Annotated in this window: 18 protein-coding genes; 11 read left to right on the top strand and 7 right to left on the bottom strand. The window is 74.3% G+C overall.

The genetic code is table 11. The annotated features are described in order from the left end of the window. Position 1: 1 nt before the first annotated feature. From ACIRST_RS11970 to ACIRST_RS11955, 4 genes are all read right to left on the bottom strand, one after another. Positions 2 to 367, bottom strand: a complete 366-nt coding sequence (locus ACIRST_RS11970; protein ID WP_350519283.1) for a DUF742 domain-containing protein — start codon at positions 365 to 367, stop codon at positions 2 to 4. A 122-nt stretch (positions 368 to 489) separates the two neighbouring features. Next, on the bottom strand, positions 490 to 954 hold the full coding sequence (locus tag ACIRST_RS11965) for a roadblock/LC7 domain-containing protein (RefSeq protein ID WP_402801992.1): 465 nt from the start codon (positions 952 to 954) through the stop codon (positions 490 to 492). Then, complete coding sequence (locus ACIRST_RS11960) at positions 954 to 3,995, bottom strand: nitrate- and nitrite sensing domain-containing protein (protein ID WP_402801990.1); 3,042 nt, start codon at positions 3,993 to 3,995, stop codon at positions 954 to 956. Before ACIRST_RS11960 ends, ACIRST_RS11965 begins: the two co-directional genes overlap by 1 nt. A 258-nt stretch (positions 3,996 to 4,253) precedes the next feature. After that, positions 4,254 to 4,937, bottom strand: coding sequence for a FadR/GntR family transcriptional regulator (locus tag ACIRST_RS11955; protein ID WP_402801988.1), 684 nt, complete (start codon positions 4,935 to 4,937; stop codon positions 4,254 to 4,256). A 180-nt stretch (positions 4,938 to 5,117) separates the two neighbouring features. On the opposite strand from ACIRST_RS11955, the gene ACIRST_RS11950 reads away from it, so the two are divergent. Further along, the gene (locus ACIRST_RS11950) at positions 5,118 to 6,914 is read left to right on the top strand and encodes a 2-isopropylmalate synthase (protein WP_402801986.1); all 1,797 of its coding nucleotides are present in this window, start codon (positions 5,118 to 5,120) and stop codon (positions 6,912 to 6,914) included. 156 nt (positions 6,915 to 7,070) lie between these two features. Beyond that, complete coding sequence (locus ACIRST_RS11945) at positions 7,071 to 7,556, top strand: YbaK/EbsC family protein (protein ID WP_402801983.1); 486 nt, start codon at positions 7,071 to 7,073, stop codon at positions 7,554 to 7,556. Positions 7,557 to 7,707: 151 nt separating this feature from the next. Here the strand turns inward: ACIRST_RS11945 and ACIRST_RS11940 are convergent, their stop codons facing one another. Further along, a complete protein-coding gene (locus ACIRST_RS11940) occupies positions 7,708 to 8,520 on the bottom strand; it encodes a nucleotidyltransferase domain-containing protein (protein WP_402801980.1) in 813 nt (270 codons plus the stop codon). A gap of 210 nt (positions 8,521 to 8,730) precedes the next feature. On the opposite strand from ACIRST_RS11940, the gene ACIRST_RS11935 reads away from it, so the two are divergent. After that, positions 8,731 to 9,948, top strand: coding sequence for a glycosyltransferase (locus ACIRST_RS11935; protein ID WP_402801977.1), 1,218 nt, complete (start codon positions 8,731 to 8,733; stop codon positions 9,946 to 9,948). Positions 9,949 to 10,071: 123 nt separating this feature from the next. On the opposite strand, the gene ACIRST_RS11930 is transcribed toward ACIRST_RS11935, so the two are convergent. Beyond that, positions 10,072 to 10,974 carry a hypothetical protein gene (locus ACIRST_RS11930; protein ID WP_402801975.1) on the bottom strand — a complete coding sequence of 301 codons (903 nt, stop codon included), beginning with the start codon at positions 10,972 to 10,974 and terminating at the stop codon, positions 10,072 to 10,074. Then, the gene (locus ACIRST_RS11925; protein ID WP_350519135.1) at positions 10,971 to 11,504 is read right to left on the bottom strand and encodes a SigE family RNA polymerase sigma factor; all 534 of its coding nucleotides are present in this window, start codon (positions 11,502 to 11,504) and stop codon (positions 10,971 to 10,973) included. Before ACIRST_RS11925 ends, ACIRST_RS11930 begins: the two co-directional genes overlap by 4 nt. Before the next feature lie 380 nt (positions 11,505 to 11,884). On the opposite strand from ACIRST_RS11925, the gene ACIRST_RS11920 reads away from it, so the two are divergent. The 8 genes from ACIRST_RS11920 (at position 11,885) to ACIRST_RS11885 (ending at position 19,185) form a co-directional block, all read left to right on the top strand. Continuing rightward, positions 11,885 to 12,643, top strand: a complete 759-nt coding sequence (locus ACIRST_RS11920) for an alpha/beta fold hydrolase (protein ID WP_402801973.1) — start codon at positions 11,885 to 11,887, stop codon at positions 12,641 to 12,643. A gap of 203 nt (positions 12,644 to 12,846) precedes the next feature. After that, positions 12,847 to 13,626 (top strand): alpha/beta hydrolase, encoded by a 780-nt coding sequence (locus ACIRST_RS11915; protein ID WP_402801970.1) that lies wholly within the window; start codon positions 12,847 to 12,849, stop codon positions 13,624 to 13,626. A gap of 210 nt (positions 13,627 to 13,836) precedes the next feature. Beyond that, entirely contained in the window at positions 13,837 to 14,808 is a 972-nt protein-coding gene (locus ACIRST_RS11910) for an urea transporter (protein ID WP_402801967.1), read from the top strand. Positions 14,809 to 14,865: 57 nt separating this feature from the next. Next, positions 14,866 to 15,171 (top strand): urease subunit gamma, encoded by a 306-nt coding sequence (locus ACIRST_RS11905; RefSeq protein WP_363652535.1) that lies wholly within the window; start codon positions 14,866 to 14,868, stop codon positions 15,169 to 15,171. Positions 15,172 to 15,174: 3 nt separating this feature from the next. Then, positions 15,175 to 16,158, top strand: coding sequence for a sirohydrochlorin chelatase (locus ACIRST_RS11900; RefSeq protein WP_402801964.1), 984 nt, complete (start codon positions 15,175 to 15,177; stop codon positions 16,156 to 16,158). A gap of 23 nt (positions 16,159 to 16,181) precedes the next feature. Continuing rightward, the gene (locus ACIRST_RS11895; protein ID WP_350519130.1) at positions 16,182 to 16,739 is read left to right on the top strand and encodes an urease subunit beta; all 558 of its coding nucleotides are present in this window, start codon (positions 16,182 to 16,184) and stop codon (positions 16,737 to 16,739) included. Beyond that, complete coding sequence (gene ureC / locus ACIRST_RS11890) at positions 16,739 to 18,463, top strand: urease subunit alpha (protein WP_402801961.1); 1,725 nt, start codon at positions 16,739 to 16,741, stop codon at positions 18,461 to 18,463. Before ACIRST_RS11895 ends, ureC begins: the two co-directional genes overlap by 1 nt. Then, a complete protein-coding gene (locus tag ACIRST_RS11885; protein ID WP_402801959.1) occupies positions 18,460 to 19,185 on the top strand; it encodes an urease accessory protein UreF in 726 nt (241 codons plus the stop codon). The genes ureC and ACIRST_RS11885 overlap by 4 nt, the downstream gene beginning before the upstream one ends. Positions 19,186 to 19,234 lie beyond the last annotated feature (49 nt).

The raw sequence follows: 19,234 nt of genomic DNA, 5'->3' as shown, positions 1-19,234 counted from the left end.
TTCAGAGTCTCCGGAGTCCTTCGCGTACGGCCGTGAGCAGGCCGAGGTCCACGCCCCCGGCGGCGCGGGCCACCGAGAGCGGCGCCCGGGCCTTCAGCAGGCCCTGGGCGACCAGGTCGCCCAGCAGGATCTTGGTGACCGAGACCGGGAGGTCCAGGCCGGCCGCCACCTCGGCGACGGCTGCCGGGCGCCGGCAGCGTTCGAGGATCATGCGGTGCTCGGGCTGGAGGCCGCGGGCACCGGTGCGGCTGCCCCGCGCCGGGGCCGCGGCGGCCTCCTCCCCGACCGTGGTGAGCACGGTGATCAGGGTGAGGTCGTCCCGTTCGGGCGCGGTCCGGCCGCGGGTGATGGTGTACGGGCGCACCATGGTGCCCGTCCCGTCCTCCGCGTCCTCGTCCTCCAGCTCGCTCCAGTGCGGCGGCGCGTCGCGCCGCCGACCGTCGTCGCGGCCGTCCCCCCAGGCGTCGTTCCCGGCCGGGCCCACCCGCGTCAGCCCCGGTTCCGGGCGGCGAAGACGTCGAACCCGGCGGGCGCGGCGGGGGCGCCGGAGGGGTTGTCGGTGCGGGCCGGGGTGGTGAGCTTCTGGCCGACCTGCTGCACCAGGGTGTGCATCGCGACGGACATCACCTCGGCGTCCACCTCCTGGGAGGCGACCACGGCCAGGTGGGTGCCCTGGGCGGCGGCGATGACGAACAGCCAGCACTCGGCGAGCTCGACGATCACCTGGTGCACCGGCCCGCCGTCGAAGAGCACCCCGACGCCGCGGGCCAGGCTCTGCTGGCCGGTGGCGACGGCGGCCAGGCGCTCGGCGTCGGCCCGCTCGATGGTGCGGGAGTGGCTGACCACGAGGCCGTCGTCGGAGAGCAGGACGGCGTTCCTGGTCCCGGGTACGGAGTCGACGAGTCCGTCCAGCAGCCAGTCCAGGTCCTGGTGGGTGGCGATCGTGCGGTTCATCACTGGTCATCCGTTCGTGTGGTTCGGGGGTCCGCGGCGGGCACGGCCCAGGGGGAGGGGCCGGGCGCGGGCGCGGGAGCCGGGGGGCCGGCGGGGGCGGGGGGAGCCGACGGGACGTGGACGGCGGGCAGCCGGTGCTCGCCGCTGTCCTGCGCCCGGGCGGCACGGGACTGGCGCTGGAAGGCGCCGATCGCCGCACCCGATCGCCGCACCGGGCGGTCGGAGCGCTGGAACGGGCCCGCGGGCTGCGGTGCGGAGCCCTCGGCCGGGCGCTCGACCCACTGCGGGTGGGTCGGCGGCACCCGCAGCTCGGCGGCCAGACTGGCCTGCCGGACGCGCTGCGGCAGCGGGGGCTGCCCGCCCTCGGCGGGGCTGTACGGCACCGAGGTGGGGTACTCGCGGGTGCCGCGGCGCTCGGCCAGCCGGTAGTGGTCGGCCGGGCGGTACTGCTCGTCGGCGTACGGGGCCTCGGCCTCGGTGACCAGGGCGTAGGCGATGTCCGGGTAGGCCGGGGTCTCGTGGGCGGTGGTCGGCTCGGCCGGGGAGCTGTGCTCGATCGGCTGCTCGGCCCGGCGGGGGTGCCGCCCGGTCGGCTGGGCGGGGTGCTGCACGGGGGTGTGCGGCCGGTCCTGCGGGAGAGCGGGGTGGGTCTCCTGGAGCGGTGCCGGCAGGTGCGGGGGCTCCTGGACCGGCGCCTGCGGCACCTCCTGCGGCCAGTCCTGCACCGGCTCCATTCCCTGCACCGGCTCCACTCCCTGCACCGGCTCCTCTCCCTGCGCCGCCGGCACCTCCGGCGTCGGCAGCACCTGGGCCACCGGCGCCCGCCCGGGCACCGGCAGCGGCACCGGCGCCGCCTGCGGCGCGAAGTCGCCCGGCCCGAAAGCCTCCACCGGCGCGACCGGCGGCCCGGCCGGGGCCTGGGCGGGTGCCTCGTTGGAGGCCGAGCGCACCGCCCGGCGCGAGCGCCGGACCAGCGGGATCGGCTCGGCGGGCGTGCCCACGGCGCCGTCCGGCAGCCCGGTGTCGCCCTCGATGACCAGCTCGTCCGGGACGAGCACGACCACCCGGGTGCCGCCGAAGGCCGACGGGCGGAACTCGATCCTCAGTCCGTGCAGCGCGGCGAGCCGGGCCACCACGTGGAAGCCGAGGCGGATGTCGTCGGCCCGGGCCAGCACGTCGGTGCGCGGCGGGCGGCTCATCAGCTCGTTGGCCGCGTCGTACTGCTCCGGGTCCATGCCGAGGCCGCGGTCCTCGATCTCGATCGCGAGGCCGCGGCCGACCATCGCGGCCCGGACCTCGACCGGCGTGGGCGGCTTGGAGAAGGTGGTGGCGTTCTCCATCAGTTCGGCGAGCACGTGGGCGACCGGGCCGACGGCCCGCTCGGACAGCCACGGGTGGCCCTCGACGTCGAGCACGATCCGGCGGTAGTCCTGCACCTCGCCCTGCGCGGCGCGCAGCACGTCCAGCAGCGGGACGGGCTTGCGCCAGCGCCGCTGCGGCTGCCCGCCGGCCATGATCACGAGGTTCTCCTCGTAGCGGCGCAGACGGGCGGTCAGGTGGTCGAGGTCGAACAGGCCCTCCAGGACCTCCGGGTCCTCGTGCTTGCGCTCCAGCTCGTCCAGCTTGCGCAGCTGGCGGCCGATCAGCAGCTGGGTGCGGCGGGCGATGCGCTGGAGCAGCCGCTCGAAGCCGCGGTGCTGCTCGGCCTGGCCGACGGCGGCCTGCAGGGCGGAGGAGCGGGCCAGGTTGAGCGCCTGGCCGAGGCGGGCCAGCTCGTCGGTGCCGTTGCCGTGTGGGCCGGCGCTGATGGTGCGGGTCTCGGCCTCGACGTCCACCTGTTCGCCGCGGCCGAGGCGTTCGACCACCTCGGGCAGGGTGCGCTGCATCTCCTCGGCCTGGCTGTGCAGTTCCTCGATGCGGCGACGCAGCGATCGGCTGATCCGCCAGGAGGCGATGACCACCGCGACGACCGTGATCAGGCCGATGACGGTGGTGAGCACGACCCGGGTCAGCAGGCCCAGGATCGCTCCCTTGCCGACGTCGACGACGCCGCTGGTGCGGGTCTCGATCGCCTTGACCAGCGGCGGGTTGAGCTGGTCGACGGCCTGGCGCCACTGGTCCTGGGCGGCCGGCAGCTTGACGGTGCCGTTGGAGTCGGCGGCGGTGGGCCTGGTGAGCTGCTGCTCGACGGCGGCCTTGGCCTGCCAGGCCGGGCTGTTCATCAGGTCGTGCCAGGCAGGTGCCTCGGCGTCCGGGACGTACGGGACGACCTGGACGGTGAGCAGGTGGTCCTGCGCGCCGATGGCCTGCTGGACCGCCTGGTAGTCGGCGGTGCTGAGGCGGCCGGCGGGCCAGCCGCGGGCCAGGATGGCGTCCTCGCGGGCGAGCATCTCCTTCGCCCAGAAGGCGTTGACGAGGGTCTTGGAGATCCAGGTGACCTCGCCGGTGTCGACGTGGCTGAGCGCGGTGAACAGCCGGAGGTCCACCGCGATCAGGTCGGTGTAGTAGGCGTAGACGGTCTGCTGGTCGATGGCGCCGCGGTCCACGGCGGCGCGCTGCTCGGCCAACTTGCCCATGGCCTGGCGGGCCTCGGCGACGGCGGTGCGCACCTCCTCGGGGGCGCTGTCGGCGGTCTCGCCGGACAGGACCTGGAACTGGCGCACGGCGTCGTCGGTCGCCTGCCGCTGGCGGCGCAGCTGGTCGGTGCCGGCGCCGGGGCGGGCGAGCGCCTCGGCGCTGAGCCGGCGTTCCTCCTGGAGGTTGTAGTAGACGATGTTCGACGGCTGGCCGGCCTTCTTGGCCAGGAGGCCCTGGTCGGCCAGCCGTTGGAAGTCGAAGACGGTCTCGCCGCTGGTGACCGCCCAGAGGAGGACGAGGGCGAGGCTGGGGACGACGGCCAGGACGAGCAGCGCCGCCCGCAGGGACAGGCGTGGACGCCTGCGGGGGCCCTTCGGCGTCGGGGGCCGCCGATTCGCACGCGCGCGCAGAGCAGACTCCTTGGGGCTGGCGGCCGGCCGGTGAGGGGCGGGCCGTCCGGGCACGGGCTTTTTGACGAAGCGATATTAGTCATACCGTGTGATTGGAGTGAAAGCCCGTTCGCTGCCTGAGCGGTGCTTGCACACGCTGTGGGCACAATGTCATCCAGCCGTTGACTGTCTGTATGCGGAGCAGGCTGTCCCGGACTTGCTTGACACAGTGTCAACGAGCCGCGCGGCCGGTGGATGGCCAACGTGTGAAAACTGTGTGACGCCGCCCCGGGGGCCTGCTATGGGAGGCTCACCACGGCCCGGGTGCGGCGCTCAGCCCGCCAGGAGGCGGGAGCGGGTGGCCTCCAACTCGGCCGCCAGGACCCGCCCGGCGGCCTCCGGCGAGCCGTCGCGGACGGCGCGGACGAGGGCCGCGTGCGCGTCGTAGCCCTGGTTCGGATCCTCGGCCCGGATGTCGAACAGGCCGACCAGGGCCACCAGTTGCTCCCGCAGGACCGGGGCGAACTGGGCGAAGAGGTCGTCCAGGACGGGGTTGTGGGCAGCCGCCACGACGGCCGTGTGCAGGGCGATGTCGGCGTCCACGAAGGCGGTGTCGTCGGCCGCGCCAGCCGCCCGGCGGGCCGCCAGGGCGGCGTCGAGGGCGGCGAGGTCCGCCTCCGTGCGGCGGGTGGCCGCGAGGCGGGCGGCCTGCACCTCGACCATCGTCCGCACCTCGTAGACGTGCGCCAGCTCGGCGCGGCGCAGCCGGGCGGACCAGTCCCCGGTAGGGCGGTCGGCGGTGACGAACACCCCGGAGCCCTGGCGGCTCTGCACCATCGCGGCCGCGGCGAGCGTGCGCAGCGCCTCCCGCACCGTCGAGCGGCCGACGCCCAGCTCCTTGGCCAGCGCAACCTCGCCCGGCAGCTTCCCGCCGACCGGCCACCGGCCGGTCCGGATCTGCTCCTCGATCCGCGCGGCGGCCTGTTCGGCGAGGGGGGAGGGGCGGAGCGGGGTCATCGGGCTCACCTGTCAGGTTGTCTGAGGACTTCTGTCATGGTTACCCTACCCGGCATGCAGCCGTGGATCCCGCCCCTGGGGGGCCTTCTTCTTGGTGGCCGCAGCGGGGCGTGACCGGACCGGCACCCCGCTGCGGGGCGCCGACCTGCCGGTCACCGGTACGCGTCATGAGGAACTCGCATGATCTTCCCGACCCTGCACGCCCCCGCCGGGCCCGCCCCGGCCGACGCCCCCGCCTGGAACCCGCAACGCGGCGGCGCCATGCCCTCCCACCGCTACCTCCCCGCCCACCAGCGGGTCCACGTCCCCGCCCTGCTGCGGCGCTGGCCCGGCCGGCGCATCGAACGGGCTCCGCTGTGGGTGCCCGTCGACCTGCGGGACGGCAACCAGGCGCTCGCCGAACCGATGGACCCGGCACGCAAGCAGCGCATGTTCGACCTCTTCCTGGCCATGGGCTTCAAGGAGATCGAGGTCGGCTACCCCTCCGCCAGCCGGACCGACTTCGACTTCGTCCGGCAGCTGGCCACCACCCCCGGCGCCGTCCCCGAGGACGTCACGGTCGTCGTCTTCACCGCCGCCCGGGCCGACCTGATCGAGCGCACCTTCGAAGCCGTCGCCGGCCTGCCGCGCGTCGTCGTCCACCTCTACACCGCGACCGCGCCGCTGTGGCGGGACGTCGTCCTCGGCAAGGAACGGGCACAGCTGCGGGCACTCATCACCGAGGCCGCCACGCACATGGCCCGGCTGGGAGACGGCCGGGACGGCCTGCGGTTCCAGTTCTCGCCCGAGGTGTTCAATCTGACCGAGCCCGACTACGCCCTGGAGGTGTGCAACGGGCTGACCCGGCTGTGGGACGCGTGCCCGGACCGCCCGGTCGTCCACAACCTGCCGGCGACGGTCGAGATCGCCACCCCGAACGTCTACGCCGACCAGATCGAGTACATGGACCGCCACCTGGAGCGGCGCGACTCGGTGATCCTCTCCGTCCACCCGCACAACGACCGGGGCACCGGCGTCGCCTGCGCCGAACTCGCCGTCCTGGCCGGCGCGCAGCGGATCGAGGGCTGCCTGTTCGGCAACGGCGAGCGCACCGGCAACGTCGACCTGATCGCCCTGGCGCTCAACCTGCACACCCAGGGCGTCGACCCGATGCTCGACCTGTCCGACATCGACGGGATCCGGCGCACCGTCGAACACTGCAACCGGCTGCCCGTCCACGAGCGGCACCCCTACGCCGGGGACCTGGTGCACACCGCCTTCTCCGGCACCCACCAGGACGCCATCAGGAAGGGCTTCGCGCAGCACGCCAGGACCGCCGCCGAGCTGGGCGTCACCGAACGGGAAGCACCCTGGTCGGTGCCCTACCTGCCGATCGACCCGGCCGACCTCGGCCGGGACTACGAGGCGGTGATCCGGGTCAACAGCCAGTCCGGCAAGGGCGGGATCGCCTACCTGCTGCAGGCCGGCGAGGGGCTGGAGCTGCCCCGGCGGCTGCAGATCGAGTTCGCGCGGGTCGTGCAGCGGGCGACGGACGACAGCGGGAGGGAGATGACAGGCGAGGAACTGTACGGGCTGTTCCGGACGGAGTACCTCGACGAGGGATCCTCGCGGTCCTGGCGGGTCGGCGACGACTGGGCCGAGGTCGACGGACGGCGGGGCACCGGCGCCGGGCCGCTGGACGCGGTCGCGAACGCGGTGGGGGCGGAGATCCTCTCCTTCAGCGAGCACGCGGTGCGCTCCGGGCCGGACGCCGTCGCCTACGTCCAGGCGCGGATCGGCGGAGCCGGCGGCCCGGTCGTCTGGGGAGTAGGCCGGGACACCTCCGTCCTCACCGCGGGCGTACGGGCGGTCCTGAGCGCGGCCGGTCGGGCGGGGGCCGGTTGCGGCTCCGGCTCCGGTCCTGGCGCCGGTTCCGGTTTCGGCCCTGGCGTCGAGGCGGGGGAGGACATGAGTGGGGCTCATGAGGTGAGGTCATGAGCGGAACTCATGGGATCGAGGCCGGGGGCCATGAGGGGAAATCATGGCGCGGAGTCATGAGAGGAACTCATGGGGCTCAGCGCGGCGCACGTCATGAGCGCACGTCATGAGCGCACGTCATGAGCATCGATCATGAGCGAGAGGCATGATGGGCCGATGACGTCCCCTTCTCTTCCCACTCGAAGCCAGGCGGTCGCCGAGGCGCTGGCAGCGGCCGGCATCGCCGGTGAGATCGTCGTCCTGCCGGACTCCGCCCGTACGGCGGCGGAGGCCGCGACGGCCCTCGGCTGCGAGGTCGGGGCCATCGCGAACAGTCTGGTGTTCCTGTGCGACGGCGCGCCGCTGCTGGTGATGACCAGCGGGGCCCACCGGGTCGACACCGCCTACCTGGCCGCCCGGTTGGGCTCGGGCGAGATCGTCCGGGCGAGCGCCGGCCGGGTCCGCGAGGCCACCGGCCAGGCCATCGGCGGGGTCGCCCCGACCGGCCACCCGGCCCCGCTGCGCACGGTGGTCGACACCGCGCTCCAGCAGTACGAGGTGCTGTGGGCGGCCGCCGGGCACCCGCACACGGTGGTTCCGATGTCGTACGAGGAACTGCTACGGGTGACGGCCGGCACCGCGTCACCCGTCACGCCCGACTGATCCGGGGAGGGCAGCCCGTCGCCGCGCGGCGGGCTGCCCTCCGACCGAGGCGTGTCGCGTTGAGCGGCCGAGCTCGGGCGGGACGAGCCCAGGGGCGGGCAGAGAATGCCGGCCGGGGCCCCCGCCGCCCGGCCGGGAGCCCGGGGCGGGCTCAGCGGTCGAGCGCGGCGACGGCCTCCCGGGTCAGCTCCCGCGCCCGCGCGACCGTCGCCGCCAGGTCGTCCGGCGACCCGCCGGGCGCGGCCAGGAGAGTGCGGGTCCGTCGGCCGAAGTCCCGGGGCGCCGCGGGAAGTCGGTCGGCGACGGCCAGGGCGCCCTTCTCGTTGAGGCACCAGCGGCGGTCATGGGCGTGGAGCGCCTGCACCAGGACGCCGAACGCCCGGGACAGGCAGAGCGAGACGTACAGGGTGTCCGCGCGGGAGGCGCCCTTCGCGGCGAGGTCCAGCAGGAACCCGGCCTCCCAGGCCGCCCCCGTCAGGGCCGTGCGGAGCGGCTCGGGATAGACCGCGGTCAAGTGCTTCAGCCTCGTCAACTCGCCGGTGGGATCGGCGAGCACCTGCCCGCAGGCCACCTCGCCGGCGTAGCAGGGCGACCAGAACCCGAGCGGATGCCCCGCCTGCACCCCCACCTCGTAGCGCCCCTCGCAGCAGTCCGCCCACACCCGCTCGACACGGTCCAGGTCCCGCAGGATCCAGTCCACGGCGACCCCGTCGACCCGCAGCCACGCACCGCCGTTCACCCACGGACCCCACCCGCCCGGTCCGGCCACCTCCGTTCCGGGCCCGGCCAGCGCGCGCAGCGCCGCCAGGTCGAGTCCGTCGCCCCGGCCCCGGTAGTACACGCCCAGATCCCAGTCCGAGCCCGCGTCGTGTTCCCCCCGCGCCCGGCTGCCCCCGAGCATCACGCCCACCACGCCCGGCACGCTGGTCAGTTGCTCGGCCATGCCCTCGATGATCGTTCGCATGGACAGAGTTTGACAGCCCGTCAGAAGGGCTGCGCGCCTGCGCGGCCGCGAGGCCCGGAAGAGGGGGAGGGGAAGGGGGGCCGAGGAGGTGCACTCACTCCTCGCCACTCTCAACGTATAGCGCACGGGGGGCCTTGCCGCAAGGCCCCGGTGGTGCCGCAGAATCACCGACTCAAGGGCAGGAACGGCGAATCACAGGAGAGTCACGACGTGCGAGTGGTGTTGTCGACGTACGGGTCGCGCGGGGACGTCGAGCCGCTGGCGGGGCTGGCGCTGCAGTTGAAGGCATCGGGCGCCGAGGTGCGGGTGTGCGCCCCGCCGGACGCGGAGTTCGCGGCGCGACTGGCCGAGGCCGGGGTCGACCTGGTGCCGGTCGGGCAGGCGGTGCGCTCGCTGGTGAGCGGGCCGCCGCCGGCGCCGTCGGAGATCCCCGCGCGGGCGGCCCGGCTGGTCGAGCAGTTCCACGGGGCGGTGCTCGCAGCGGCCGAACCGGGCGGCGTGGTGGTGGCGACCGGGCTGTTCCCGGCCGTGGCCGGCGCGCAGGCGGCGGCCGAGCAACTGGGCGCCCACTTCGTGTGCGTCGCCCTGCAGCCGACCATGCTGCCCTCCCCGCACCACCGGCCGTTCGAGTACCCGATGCAGCCGTACCCGGCGGGGGTGACCGACAACCGGGAGCTGTGGGAGCTCAACATCGGCGCGATGAACGCGCTGTTCGGCGAACCGGTCAACACCCACCGGGCGGCCGTCGGGCTGCCGGTCGTCGACAACGTCCGCGACCACGTCCTCACCGACCGCCCCTGGCTGGCCACCGACCCGACGCTCGACCCGTGGCGGCTCCCGGCCGACCGCGACGTGGTGCAGACCGGCGCGTGGATCCTGCCGGACGACCGCCCGCTGTCCGCGGACCTGGAGGCCTTCCTGACGGCCGGTGAGGCGCCGGTGTACGTCGGCTTCGGCAGCATGCCGCTGCGCGACGCGGCGGGCGCCGCCCGGGTGGCCGTCGACGCCGTCCGCGCCCAGGGCCGCCGGGTCCTGCTCGGGCGCGGCTGGGCCCGACTGGCCGAGGCCGACGGCGCGGACGACTGCTTCGCCGTCGGCGAGGTCAACCAGCAGGTGCTGTTCCGCCGGGTCGCCGCCGTCGTCCACCACGGCGGCGCGGGCACCACCACCACGGCCGCCCGGGCCGGTGTGCCCCAGGTCCTCGTTCCGCAGATCGTCGACCAGCCCTACTGGGCCGCGCGGGTCGCCGAGTTGGGCATCGGCGTCGCCCACGACGGGCCGACCCCGACGACCGACACCCTGTCCGCCGCCCTCCGGCAGGCCCTCACCCCGGAGACCGCCCGCCGGGCCGCGGCCCTCGCGGGCGACATCCGCACGGACGGGGCGGCGTCGGCGGCGAAGCTGCTGCTGGAAGCCGCGGCGGGCTGACGGCGGCCGGTCCGGGGCAGGCCGAGCCCGTGCACGCCCCGCCCCCACCGGGCCGCCCCCGTCCGCACCGGCCCCCCGAGCGTCACTCCGCCGGGAGACCGGCTCCCGTGGTCCTCCGGACGGTCAGAACGACGCCTCGGTGAGGTACTTGGCGTCGTTGTTCGGGAGCTGCTTGCCGTTCCTGTCGAAGAACTGCCACGACTTCGCCCGCATCGTGCCCGGACGGGCGACCGCCAGGCGTCGGGTGGGGGAGTCGCCGACGGTGACCGGCTGGGGCTCGGTGGTCGTGCCGTCCGTCCAGGTCACCACCACCCGGCCGACGTCGGGGCCGACGGAGATCAGCACCACGTCCACGGGGGGCACGATGCCGTCCTTGGTGCTGCGGCCGACCAGGCCGCCGCCGACGTCGGTCGCGGCGCGCGAATCGAGCTTGCCCGGGGACGGCGTGGTGCCCTCCGAGTCGTGCTGCAGGCGCACCCCGTCCACGACCAGGTAGGTGTTGACGACGTCGGCGTCCGGGTCCCAGTAGTGGGCGACGAAGTCCTCCGTCGGCTTGGAGACGGCCGGGTCGAAGGGGGCGCGCTCCTGCCACACCGCGAGCGCCTGCTCGTACGCCCGCTCCTTCGGCGCCACCGGCCAGAGGGCCTGCCAGAGCTCCCAGGTCCTGCCGTTGGAGACGCCCTGCCCGATCCGGACCCGGACCGGCGTGAACGGGTCGCGCACCGCGGGTCCGGCCGTGGCGGCCGTCGGGGCGGGCGTCGGCGCGGCGGATGCCGCGCCGGACCCGGCCGGGGCGAGCCGGCCGGCCGCCGGATCCGGGCGCAGCTCCGCCAGCGCCCCGCCCGTCAGCGCCAGCACCGAGGCCAGCGCCACCGCCCCGACCACCGCGCGGCGGCGGTGCCGCAGGCGGCGGCCGCCCGCCAGGATGTCCGCCACCGGTACCGGGCCGACCTTCGCGCCCGCCGCCGCCTCGGCCATGCCGAGCCCGATCCACGGGTCCTTGTCGGCGGTCACGTCCCTGCTCATACCGTTCCTCCGATGTGTGTCGTGTCCTTCAACGCCACCAGCTCGGTGGCCTGCCGCAGCCGCGCGATGCCCTTCGCCGCGTGGCTGCGCACCGCGCCCACCGAGCACCCCATGGCGGCCGCGGTCTGGCTGTCGCTGAGGTCCTCCCAGTGCCGCAGCACCACCGCCTCCCGCTGGCGCGGCGGCAGGGCCGCCAGCGCCGTCAGCAGCGGCCCGCGCTGGTCGGACCGGGCGAACCCGTCCTCCGGACCGGCCGTGTCCGGCACGGCGTCCACCAGCAGCTCCGGCGGGCGGCGCCGCCAGCGGCGGGCGTGCTGGTTGACCAGGATCCGCCGCACGTAGGCGTACGGATCGTCCGCCCGCCGCACCTTCGACCAGGCCGCGCAGGCCTTCTCCGCGGCGGACTGCACCAGGTCCTCCGCCGCGTACTGCTCGCCGGCCAGCAGGTACGCGGTGCGGACCAGCCGCGGCCAGACCGCGACGATGAACGTCTGGAACTCGTCGTCCCGCCCGCTCTTCGTTTCTCCCATGAGCACCTCCTCACCCACCCGGAGCCCACGGGCGGCCGGAAACGCTTACTCCGACGCGGGCCCCCTCGTCCGGTGTCACGGGCGGTGGGTGCGGTGGGGATCGGTGGGGATCGGTGGGGCGGGAGGGCGGCGGAGTGGGGGCCGGGGGAGGCGGTGGATGCGGGCGCGGCCGGAAACGCTTACTCCGGCGCGGGCCCCTCATCCAGGGGCACGGGCGGTGGGTGCGGTGGGGATCGGTGGGGCGGGAGGGTGGGCGGAGCGGTGGCCCGCACCTGGGCCCGGGGGATCTGGGGGGATCCGGCGGATTCGTGCGGCCGGGTTCGTCGTGAGCTGCGGAAGTCGCTTGGGGAACCGGCGGTTGGGCGGTTAGCATCCGCCCGATGATCATTTCTCATGACGTAGCAGGCAGTGGGCCCGCCGTGGTGCTGCTGCACTCCTCGGTGTGCGACCGACGGATGTGGGACGCGCAGTGGCAGCCGCTGCTCGACGCCGGGTACCGGGTGGTGCGGGCGGACTTCCACGGGTTCGGCGAGTCGCCGCTCTCGGAGGTCCCGTACAGCGACTCCCGGGACGTCCTGGCGCTCCTGGACCACCTGGGCATCGAGTCCGCCGCGCTGGTCGGCGCCTCGCACGGCGGGCGGATCGCCCTGACGGTGGCCGCGCTGCGGCCGCAGGCCGTCACCGCGCTGGCGCTGCTGGCGGCGGGTATGCCCGGGCACGAGCCCAGCGAGACCCTGCGGGCGTTCGGCGACCGCGAGGAGGAGCTGATCGAGGCCGGTGACATCGACGGCGCCGTCGCGCTGAACGTCGACACCTGGCTGGGCCCGGAGGCGACCGCGGAGGTGCGTGAGGGCGTCCGGCTGATGCAGCGGCACGCGTTCGACGTGCAGATGGAGGCGACGGTCGGCCCGGACAAGGAGGAGGTCGACCTTTCGTCGGTCACCGTCCCGGCCCTGGCCGTCGGTGGCGCGCACGACCTGCCGGACTTCCGGGAGATCGCCGAGACCCTCGCGGCCGTCCTGCCGAACGCCCGGCACCTGGAGCTGCCGTGGGCCGGTCACCTGCCGAGCCTGGAGCGCCCGGAGGAGACCACCGCGCTGCTGCTGGACTTCCTGAAGGAGCACGCGGCGGTCCGGTAGCGGCCGGTCCGCACCGAGCGCGAGCACGGGGACGCGGGGGAGGGGGACGTCGGCGGATCCGACGTCCCCCTCCCCGCTGTTCGCTGCCGTCCGCCGCTGTCCGCTGCCGTACCCGCCGTTCGCCGTCCGGCGGTGGGGTCCGTGCGGTGGCGGACTGGGGCATTGACCGGACTCGAACGCGTGTCGGGGGCCATGATGGCGGGGTGGACTTCACCTCGGAGATCGACACGGACGGCGTCTCGGAACGCGGCTTCACCCTCGACGGCGTGCCCGGTGTGCTCTGGCAGCCGGCCGGACCGCCGCTCGGCGGGCGGCCGCTGGTGCTGCTGGGGCACGGTGGCGGCGGGAGCAGCCGGACGGTCGAGGAGCGGGCCCGGCGGTGCGTCGTGCGGTACGGCTACGCCGCGGTGGCGCTGGACGCGCCGGGGCACGGGGAGCGGCCGCGTAGCGCGCAGGACGAGCGGTTCGTCACGGAGATCGGGGAGTTGCTGGCGGCCCGGCGGCCGATCAGCGCGTGGGTGGCGCGGCACACGGCGGCCCTCGCGGAGCGGGCGGTGCCGGAGTGGGTGGCCGTGCTGGACGCCCTACAGGGGCCGGACGCCCTGCACGGCCCGGACACGCCGGGCAGGCCCGACGCCCCGGACGCCCCGTACGGGCCGGTCGGGTTCTGGGGGCTGTCGCTGGGGAGCGTGGTCGGGATCCCGCTCGCGGCGGCCGAACCCCGCATCACCGCCGCGGTGTTCGGGCTGACGGGGCACACGGCGCAGACCGAGGCGGCGGAGCGGGTGGGTGTGCCGCTGGAGTTCGTCCTGCAGTGGGACGACGAGCTGGTCCCGCGGGAGGGGGCGCTGGCGCTGTTCGGCGCGTTCGGCTCGCGCGAGAAGACGCTGCACGCCAATCCCGGCGGCCATCTGGAGGTGCCGGACTTCGAGGTGGAGGCCTCGGAGGGGTTCCTGGTCCGGCATTTGGGCATCCCTGAGTAAAACTTCGCAAAGAATTCCCCCCTCCGGGGACGCCGACCCCCGCCTTCTTCAACAAAATGTTGCAGTTCAACGGCCCTGTGGTCACGCTTCGTCGATTTGACGTAACGGCCCGTATGTGACCGACTTCGCAATCCGTAGGAGTACGGTTCCGGAGGAATCGCCGGGGGCTGTCTCCAAACCCACCGGCCGTACCGGGAATTGGTGCGAAGCATGGGTCAGTACGAGGGTGGGGAGAGCGCGGTCGCGCCGGCTCGTCCGATATCCGTCAGGTTGGTCGCCGAAGTCCTGCGCGGCGTCGCTCAGGTCGATTTCATGCCGTCCGCCGTGTGCGGACTCCTCTTCGTGGCCGCACTGTTCGCGGCCGGCCCGCAGTTCGGGCTCTACGGTCTGCTCGGCACCGCCGTCTCGACCGCCGTCGCGTACGGGCTGGGGCTCGACCGGCGCGCCGTCCGGGCCGGGCTGCACGGGTACAACGGGTGCCTGGTGGCGCTGGGTTGCGCCGTCCTCCTCGGGGCCGGGCACCCGGCGACGGTCGCGGTGGCGGTGCTCGGCTCGGCCGTCGCCGTGGTGGTCACGGCGGGGCTCGGGACGGTCCTGGAGGCGTGGCGGCTCCCGGCGCTGACCGCGCCGTTCTGCCTGGTCGCGACGGGCCTCACGGTCGCTGCCCCCGGGTTCCGGCGGCTGTGGCGCGGCGCCGAGGCGCCCGCCGCCCTGCCCGCGGCCGCCGTCGGGGAGACCGGGCTGGGTTGGGACGAGCTCTGGCGCGGCTTCTTCGCGAACATCGGTCAGATCTTCTTCATGCCCCAGTGGTACGTCGGCCTGCTGTTCCTGGCCGGCCTCTTCGCCGCGAGCCGTCTCGCGGGCCTGATGGCCTGTGCGGGCAGCGCCACCGGTCTGCTCGCCGCCTGGGGTCTCGGCGCGCCCGCCGAGGCGGTCGGGCAGGGGCTGCTCGGCTACAGCGGCGTGCTGGTGGCGCTCGCGCTGTGCGGGGTCTTCGTCGCCCCGAGCCGCTGGAGCGCGGGCTACGCCCTGCTCGGTGCGGCCACCGCCACCGTCCTGACCCCGGCGCTCGCGGCGATCTGCGCGCCCTTCGGCGGCCACGCCTTCACCTGGCCGTTCGTGCTGACCACGATGCTGTTCCTGGCGGCCGTGCCGGCCGTTCCCCGCCTGCGCCGGGTCTGATTGTCCGTCCAACTCCCTTGCATTTCATCGGATCCTCGGAAAGGAAGAGTGATTCCCGTGAATCTCTCGCCCCGTGAGATGGACAAGCTATACATCTACGTCGTCGCCGATCTGGCCCGCAAACGCCGGGACCGCGGCGTCAAGCTGAACTACAGCGAGGCCTGCGCACTCATCAGCGAAGCCATCATGGAAGGCGCCCGGGACGGCCGCACCGTCGCCGAATGCATGGAGATCGGCAAGCAGGTCGTCGGCAACGCCGACGTCATGCCCGGCGTGCGCGAGATGCTGCCGCTGCTCCAGGTCGAGGCCGCGTTCCTGGACGGCACCAAGCTCGTCTCCTGCCACGACCCGGTGGGTGCCTGAGCCATGACGCCACCGCAGTCCGCCACGGTGGTGCTGGCCGGCGGGCACGAGAGCGACGGCGGCCGGGACCTCGCCCCGCTGGTGGCGGCCGACCCCGCCGTCCACGCCGCCGCCCCGGCGGGCCGCCCGCTCGCCGAGGCCGTCCGGCGCGCGCTGGCCGCCGACGACCGGCCGGTCTGCGTCGTGCCGATGACGCTCGGCCGCGACCCCCGGCTGGTGGCCGACAGCGCCCGGGCACTGCGCTGGCTCGCCGCCGGCGAGGGCCGCGGCCGGCTCGCGCTGGCCGCGCCCTTCGGCGCCGCCGAGCACCTCATCGGCTGGCTGCGGGCCGCCGCCCGCACCGCCCCCGACGGCGCCCTGCTGGTCACCGCCCCGACGGCCGGTCCCTTCGAGGACGCCGAACTGTTCCGGATCGCCCGACTGGTCCGCCAGTACGGACGGCACCGCTGGGTGGAGGTCGCCTTCGAGGGCGGTGACCCCGACCCGGCCGAGGGCGCCGAACGCTGCCGCCTGCTCGGCGCCCGCGAGGTGACGGCCGTTCCGGCCTCCTTCGGCCCGGCCCTGCGTGCTGCGCTGCCCGGCGTCCGGGACGGAGCGCTGCCCGGCGTCCGGGACGGCGTGCGGGACGGCGCCGGGGTGGGCTCGCGGGACGGCGCAGGGGTGGGCTCGCGGGACGGCGCAGGGAAGGGCTCGCGGGACGGCACGCGCGACGGCGAGCCCGCCGTCGCGCCCGCCGGCATCCGCGACGGAGGCCCGCTGCTGCGCCCGTCGGCGATCGCCGGCGTGATCGCGGCGCGGACGGCGGCCGCGCTGCACACGCTCGGGCACGGGGAGGACGGCATCCGGGCCGGCCTCGACGCGGAGCACGGGCACGGCTACCCGCACAGCCACGGACCGGGCGCGGCCCACCACCCCCACGGCCACCCGCACCCCGGTCAGCACCCCCACCGGCACCACCCCCACGCACCCGCACACACCCCCCACTGAACCGGCAGAGAGGAAGGCCAGCCATGTCTGGTGGCGCCGCATACCTGTACGGCGACGACCCGGTGGAGATCAACGCCGGCCGCGCCAAGGCCACCATCACGGTCAGCAACACCGGAGACCGGGCGATCCAGGTCGGTTCCCACTACCACTTCTTCGAGGCCAACCGCGCGCTCGACTTCGACCGAAACGCCGCCTTCGGCAAGCACCTGGACATCCCGGCCGGCACCGCCGTCCGCTTCGAGCCCGGCGACACCAAGGACGTCACGCTCGCCGAGTTCGGCGGCCACCGCCGTCTGGTCGGCTTCAGCAACCTGGTGGACGGCGGCATCACTGCGCCCGCCACCCGGGCCCGCGCCATCGACCGGGCGCTCGCCCTCGGCTTCAAGGGCACCAACCTCGACCTCAAGGAGGACCGGCCCCGGGACCCCCACCCGGACCTCCACACGGCGATCCACCCGGACCTCCACCCGAACTCCCACGCGGAGATCCACCCGGACCTCCACGCGGAGATCCACCCGAAGGTCCACGCGAAGGTCCACCCGGAGACGCACCCGGCGACCCACCAGGAAGGCGCCCGCTGATGGCCATCCTCTCCCGCAGGCAGTACACCGACCTGTTCGGCCCCACCGTCGGCGACCGCTTCCACCTCGCCGACACCAACCTGGTGGTCGAGGTCGAGCAGGACTTCAACCAGGGCCACTACGGCGACGAGGCCGTCTACGGCGGCGGCAAGGGCATCCGCGACGGCATGGCCCAGGACCCCGCCGCCACCTCTGTCCAGGGCGCGCTCGACCTGGTCATCACCAACGTCGTCGTCATGGACGCGGTGCTCGGCGTGGTCAAGGGCGACATCGGCGTCAAGGGCGGCTTCATCACCGCCGTCGGCAAGGCCGGGAACCCGCACACCCAGAGCGGTGTGCACCCCGAGCTGGTGATCGGCCCCGGCACCGAGGTGATCTCCGGCGAGCACCTGATCGCCACCGCGGGCGGCATCGACACCCACATCCACTTCATCTCCCCGCAGCAGGTGCAGGAGGCGCTGAGCAACGGCATCACCACCCTGATCGGCGGCGGCACCGGCCCCTCCGACGGCACCAACGGCACCACCTGCACTCCCGGTCCGTGGAACATCGGCCGGATGTACCAGGCCGTCGAGGACCTGCCGGTCAACGTCGGGCTGCTCGGCAAGGGCAACGGCTCGCTCCCGGGCGCGCTGCGCGAACAGGTCGAGGCGGGCGTGTGCGGCCTCAAGGTGCACGAGGACTGGGGCAGCACCCCGGCCGCGATCGACAGCGCGCTGGGCGTCGCCGACGAGTACGACGTCCAGGTGGCCATCCACACGGACACCCTCAACGAGTCCGGCTACTTCGAGGACACCCTGTCGGCGATCGACGGCCGCACCATCCACACCTTCCACACCGAGGGCGCCGGCGGCGGCCACGCCCCGGACATCATGCGGATCGCCGGCGAGCCCAACGTCCTGCCGTCCTCCACCAATCCGACGCTGCCCTACACCGTCAACTCGGTCGACGAACTGCTGGACATGGTGATGGTCTGCCACCACCTCAGCCACGACATCCCCGAGGACGTCTCCTTCGCCGACTCCCGGGTGCGCGCCGAGACCATCGCCGCCGAGACCGTCCTGCACGACGAGGGCGTCATCTCGATCTTCTCCTCCGACTCGCAGGCGATGGGCCGGATCGGCGAGTCCTTCACCCGCGCCTTCCAGACCGCCCACCACTGCAAGGACCAGCGCGGCAAGCTCGCCGACGACAGCGAACGCCACGACAACGTCCGGGTGCTGCGCTACCTCGCCAAGCTCACCATCAACCCGGCCCTCGCCTCCGGCACCGCCGACCACATCGGCTCGCTGGAGCCCGGCAAGCTCGCCGACATCGTGCTGTGGCCGATCAACTCCTTCGCCGCCAAGCCCAAGATGGTGATCAAGGGCGGGGTGATCAACTGGGCGCTGATGGGCGACCCCAACGCCTCGCTGCCCACCCCGCAACCGGTGTACTACCGCCCCATGTTCGGCGCGTACGGGCGGGCCAAGCAGGCCACCCGGGTCTCCTTCATGTCCCGGGCGGCGGTGGACCTCGGCATCCCGGAACAGCTCGGGCTGGACAGCCGGGTGCTGCCGGTGCGGCGGTGCCGGTCGGTCGGCAAGCAGCACATGGTGCGCAACGACGCGCTGCCGAAGATCGCGGTCGACCCGGAGACCTACCGGGTCACCCTGGACGGCGAGCCGGCGACCATCGAGCCGGCCCGCGAACTGCCGCTCAACCACCTGTTCTACCTCGCGTGAGTGCCGACTCCGGAGGCCCGGGCGGCGTTCCCGAGGACCGGCTGGACGCCCTGCTGGTCTGCCTCCAACTGACCGACTCCGCCTTCCCCAGCGGCTTCTACACCCTCTCGCACGGCCTCGAAGGCTACGCCCAGGCCAAGGCCGTCACCCCGGACACGCTGCCCGAACTGCTCGCCGACCTGCTGCGGCACGGCGTCGGACCGTCCGACGCCACCGCGCTCGCCGTCGCCCACCGGGCCGCCTCGGCGGGCGACTGGGACCTGCTCGCCGAGACCGACCAGCGGCTGCACGCCACCAAGCTCAACCGGGAGCTGCGGCTGGCCGCGACCCGGACCGGGCGCCAACTCCTGGACATCGCACGGGAGTCGGTGGGCGGCGAGCCACTGGAGCGGTACGCCGCGCTGGTCGCGGACAAACGCGCGCCCGGCTGCCAGGCGGTGGCCGCCGGGGTGGCCTACGCCTCGGCCGCCGTTCCCGTCGAACAGGCTGTCACCGGCGACCTGTTCGCGTTCTGCAGCAGCTTCGTCGGCGCGGCGCTGCGGCTGCGGCTGACCGACCACCGCCGGGCGCAGGTGGTGCTGCGGGCGGTCGCGCCGGTCATCCGGGAGGTCGTTTCGGCCGCCCTGGTGCGGGAGTCGGCCGACCTGGGCGGCTGCGTGCCGGTGGCCGACGCGATGTCCGGACGCCACGAACGGGCCGAGGCCCGGCTGTTCGCGAGCTGAACCCCCGGACGTGCACGACGTGACGACCACAACCTGACGTACGCACCAC

Source organism: Kitasatospora sp. NPDC101447, from assembly GCF_044767225.1.
GTDB lineage: Bacteria > Actinomycetota > Actinomycetes > Streptomycetales > Streptomycetaceae > Kitasatospora.
The sequence above is the reverse complement of the archived record's forward strand: the minus strand, read 5'-3'. Positions and strand labels throughout refer to the sequence as shown.

What these genes read in the sequence shown, in the direction of transcription:
- ACIRST_RS11950 (WP_402801986.1), top strand. Translation starts at nt 5,118, where the DNA reads ATGATCTTCCCGACCCTGCACGCCCCCGCCGGGCCCGCCCCGGCCGAC.
- ACIRST_RS11945 (WP_402801983.1), top strand. Translation starts at nt 7,071, where the DNA reads ATGACGTCCCCTTCTCTTCCCACTCGAAGCCAGGCGGTCGCCGAGGCG.
- ACIRST_RS11920 (WP_402801973.1), top strand. Translation starts at nt 11,885, where the DNA reads ATGATCATTTCTCATGACGTAGCAGGCAGTGGGCCCGCCGTGGTGCTG.
- ACIRST_RS11930 (WP_402801975.1), bottom strand. Translation starts at nt 10,974, where the DNA reads ATGAGCAGGGACGTGACCGCCGACAAGGACCCGTGGATCGGGCTCGGC.
- ACIRST_RS11895 (WP_350519130.1), top strand. Translation starts at nt 16,182, where the DNA reads ATGTCTGGTGGCGCCGCATACCTGTACGGCGACGACCCGGTGGAGATC.
- ACIRST_RS11925 (WP_350519135.1), bottom strand. Translation starts at nt 11,504, where the DNA reads ATGGGAGAAACGAAGAGCGGGCGGGACGACGAGTTCCAGACGTTCATC.
- ACIRST_RS11940 (WP_402801980.1), bottom strand. Translation starts at nt 8,520, where the DNA reads ATGCGAACGATCATCGAGGGCATGGCCGAGCAACTGACCAGCGTGCCG.
- ACIRST_RS11900 (WP_402801964.1), top strand. Translation starts at nt 15,175, where the DNA reads ATGACGCCACCGCAGTCCGCCACGGTGGTGCTGGCCGGCGGGCACGAG.
- ACIRST_RS11955 (WP_402801988.1), bottom strand. Translation starts at nt 4,937, where the DNA reads ATGACCCCGCTCCGCCCCTCCCCCCTCGCCGAACAGGCCGCCGCGCGG.
- ACIRST_RS11970 (WP_350519283.1), bottom strand. Translation starts at nt 367, where the DNA reads ATGGTGCGCCCGTACACCATCACCCGCGGCCGGACCGCGCCCGAACGG.
- ureC (WP_402801961.1), top strand. Translation starts at nt 16,739, where the DNA reads ATGGCCATCCTCTCCCGCAGGCAGTACACCGACCTGTTCGGCCCCACC.
- ACIRST_RS11965 (WP_402801992.1), bottom strand. Translation starts at nt 954, where the DNA reads ATGAACCGCACGATCGCCACCCACCAGGACCTGGACTGGCTGCTGGAC.
- ACIRST_RS11910 (WP_402801967.1), top strand. Translation starts at nt 13,837, where the DNA reads ATGGGTCAGTACGAGGGTGGGGAGAGCGCGGTCGCGCCGGCTCGTCCG.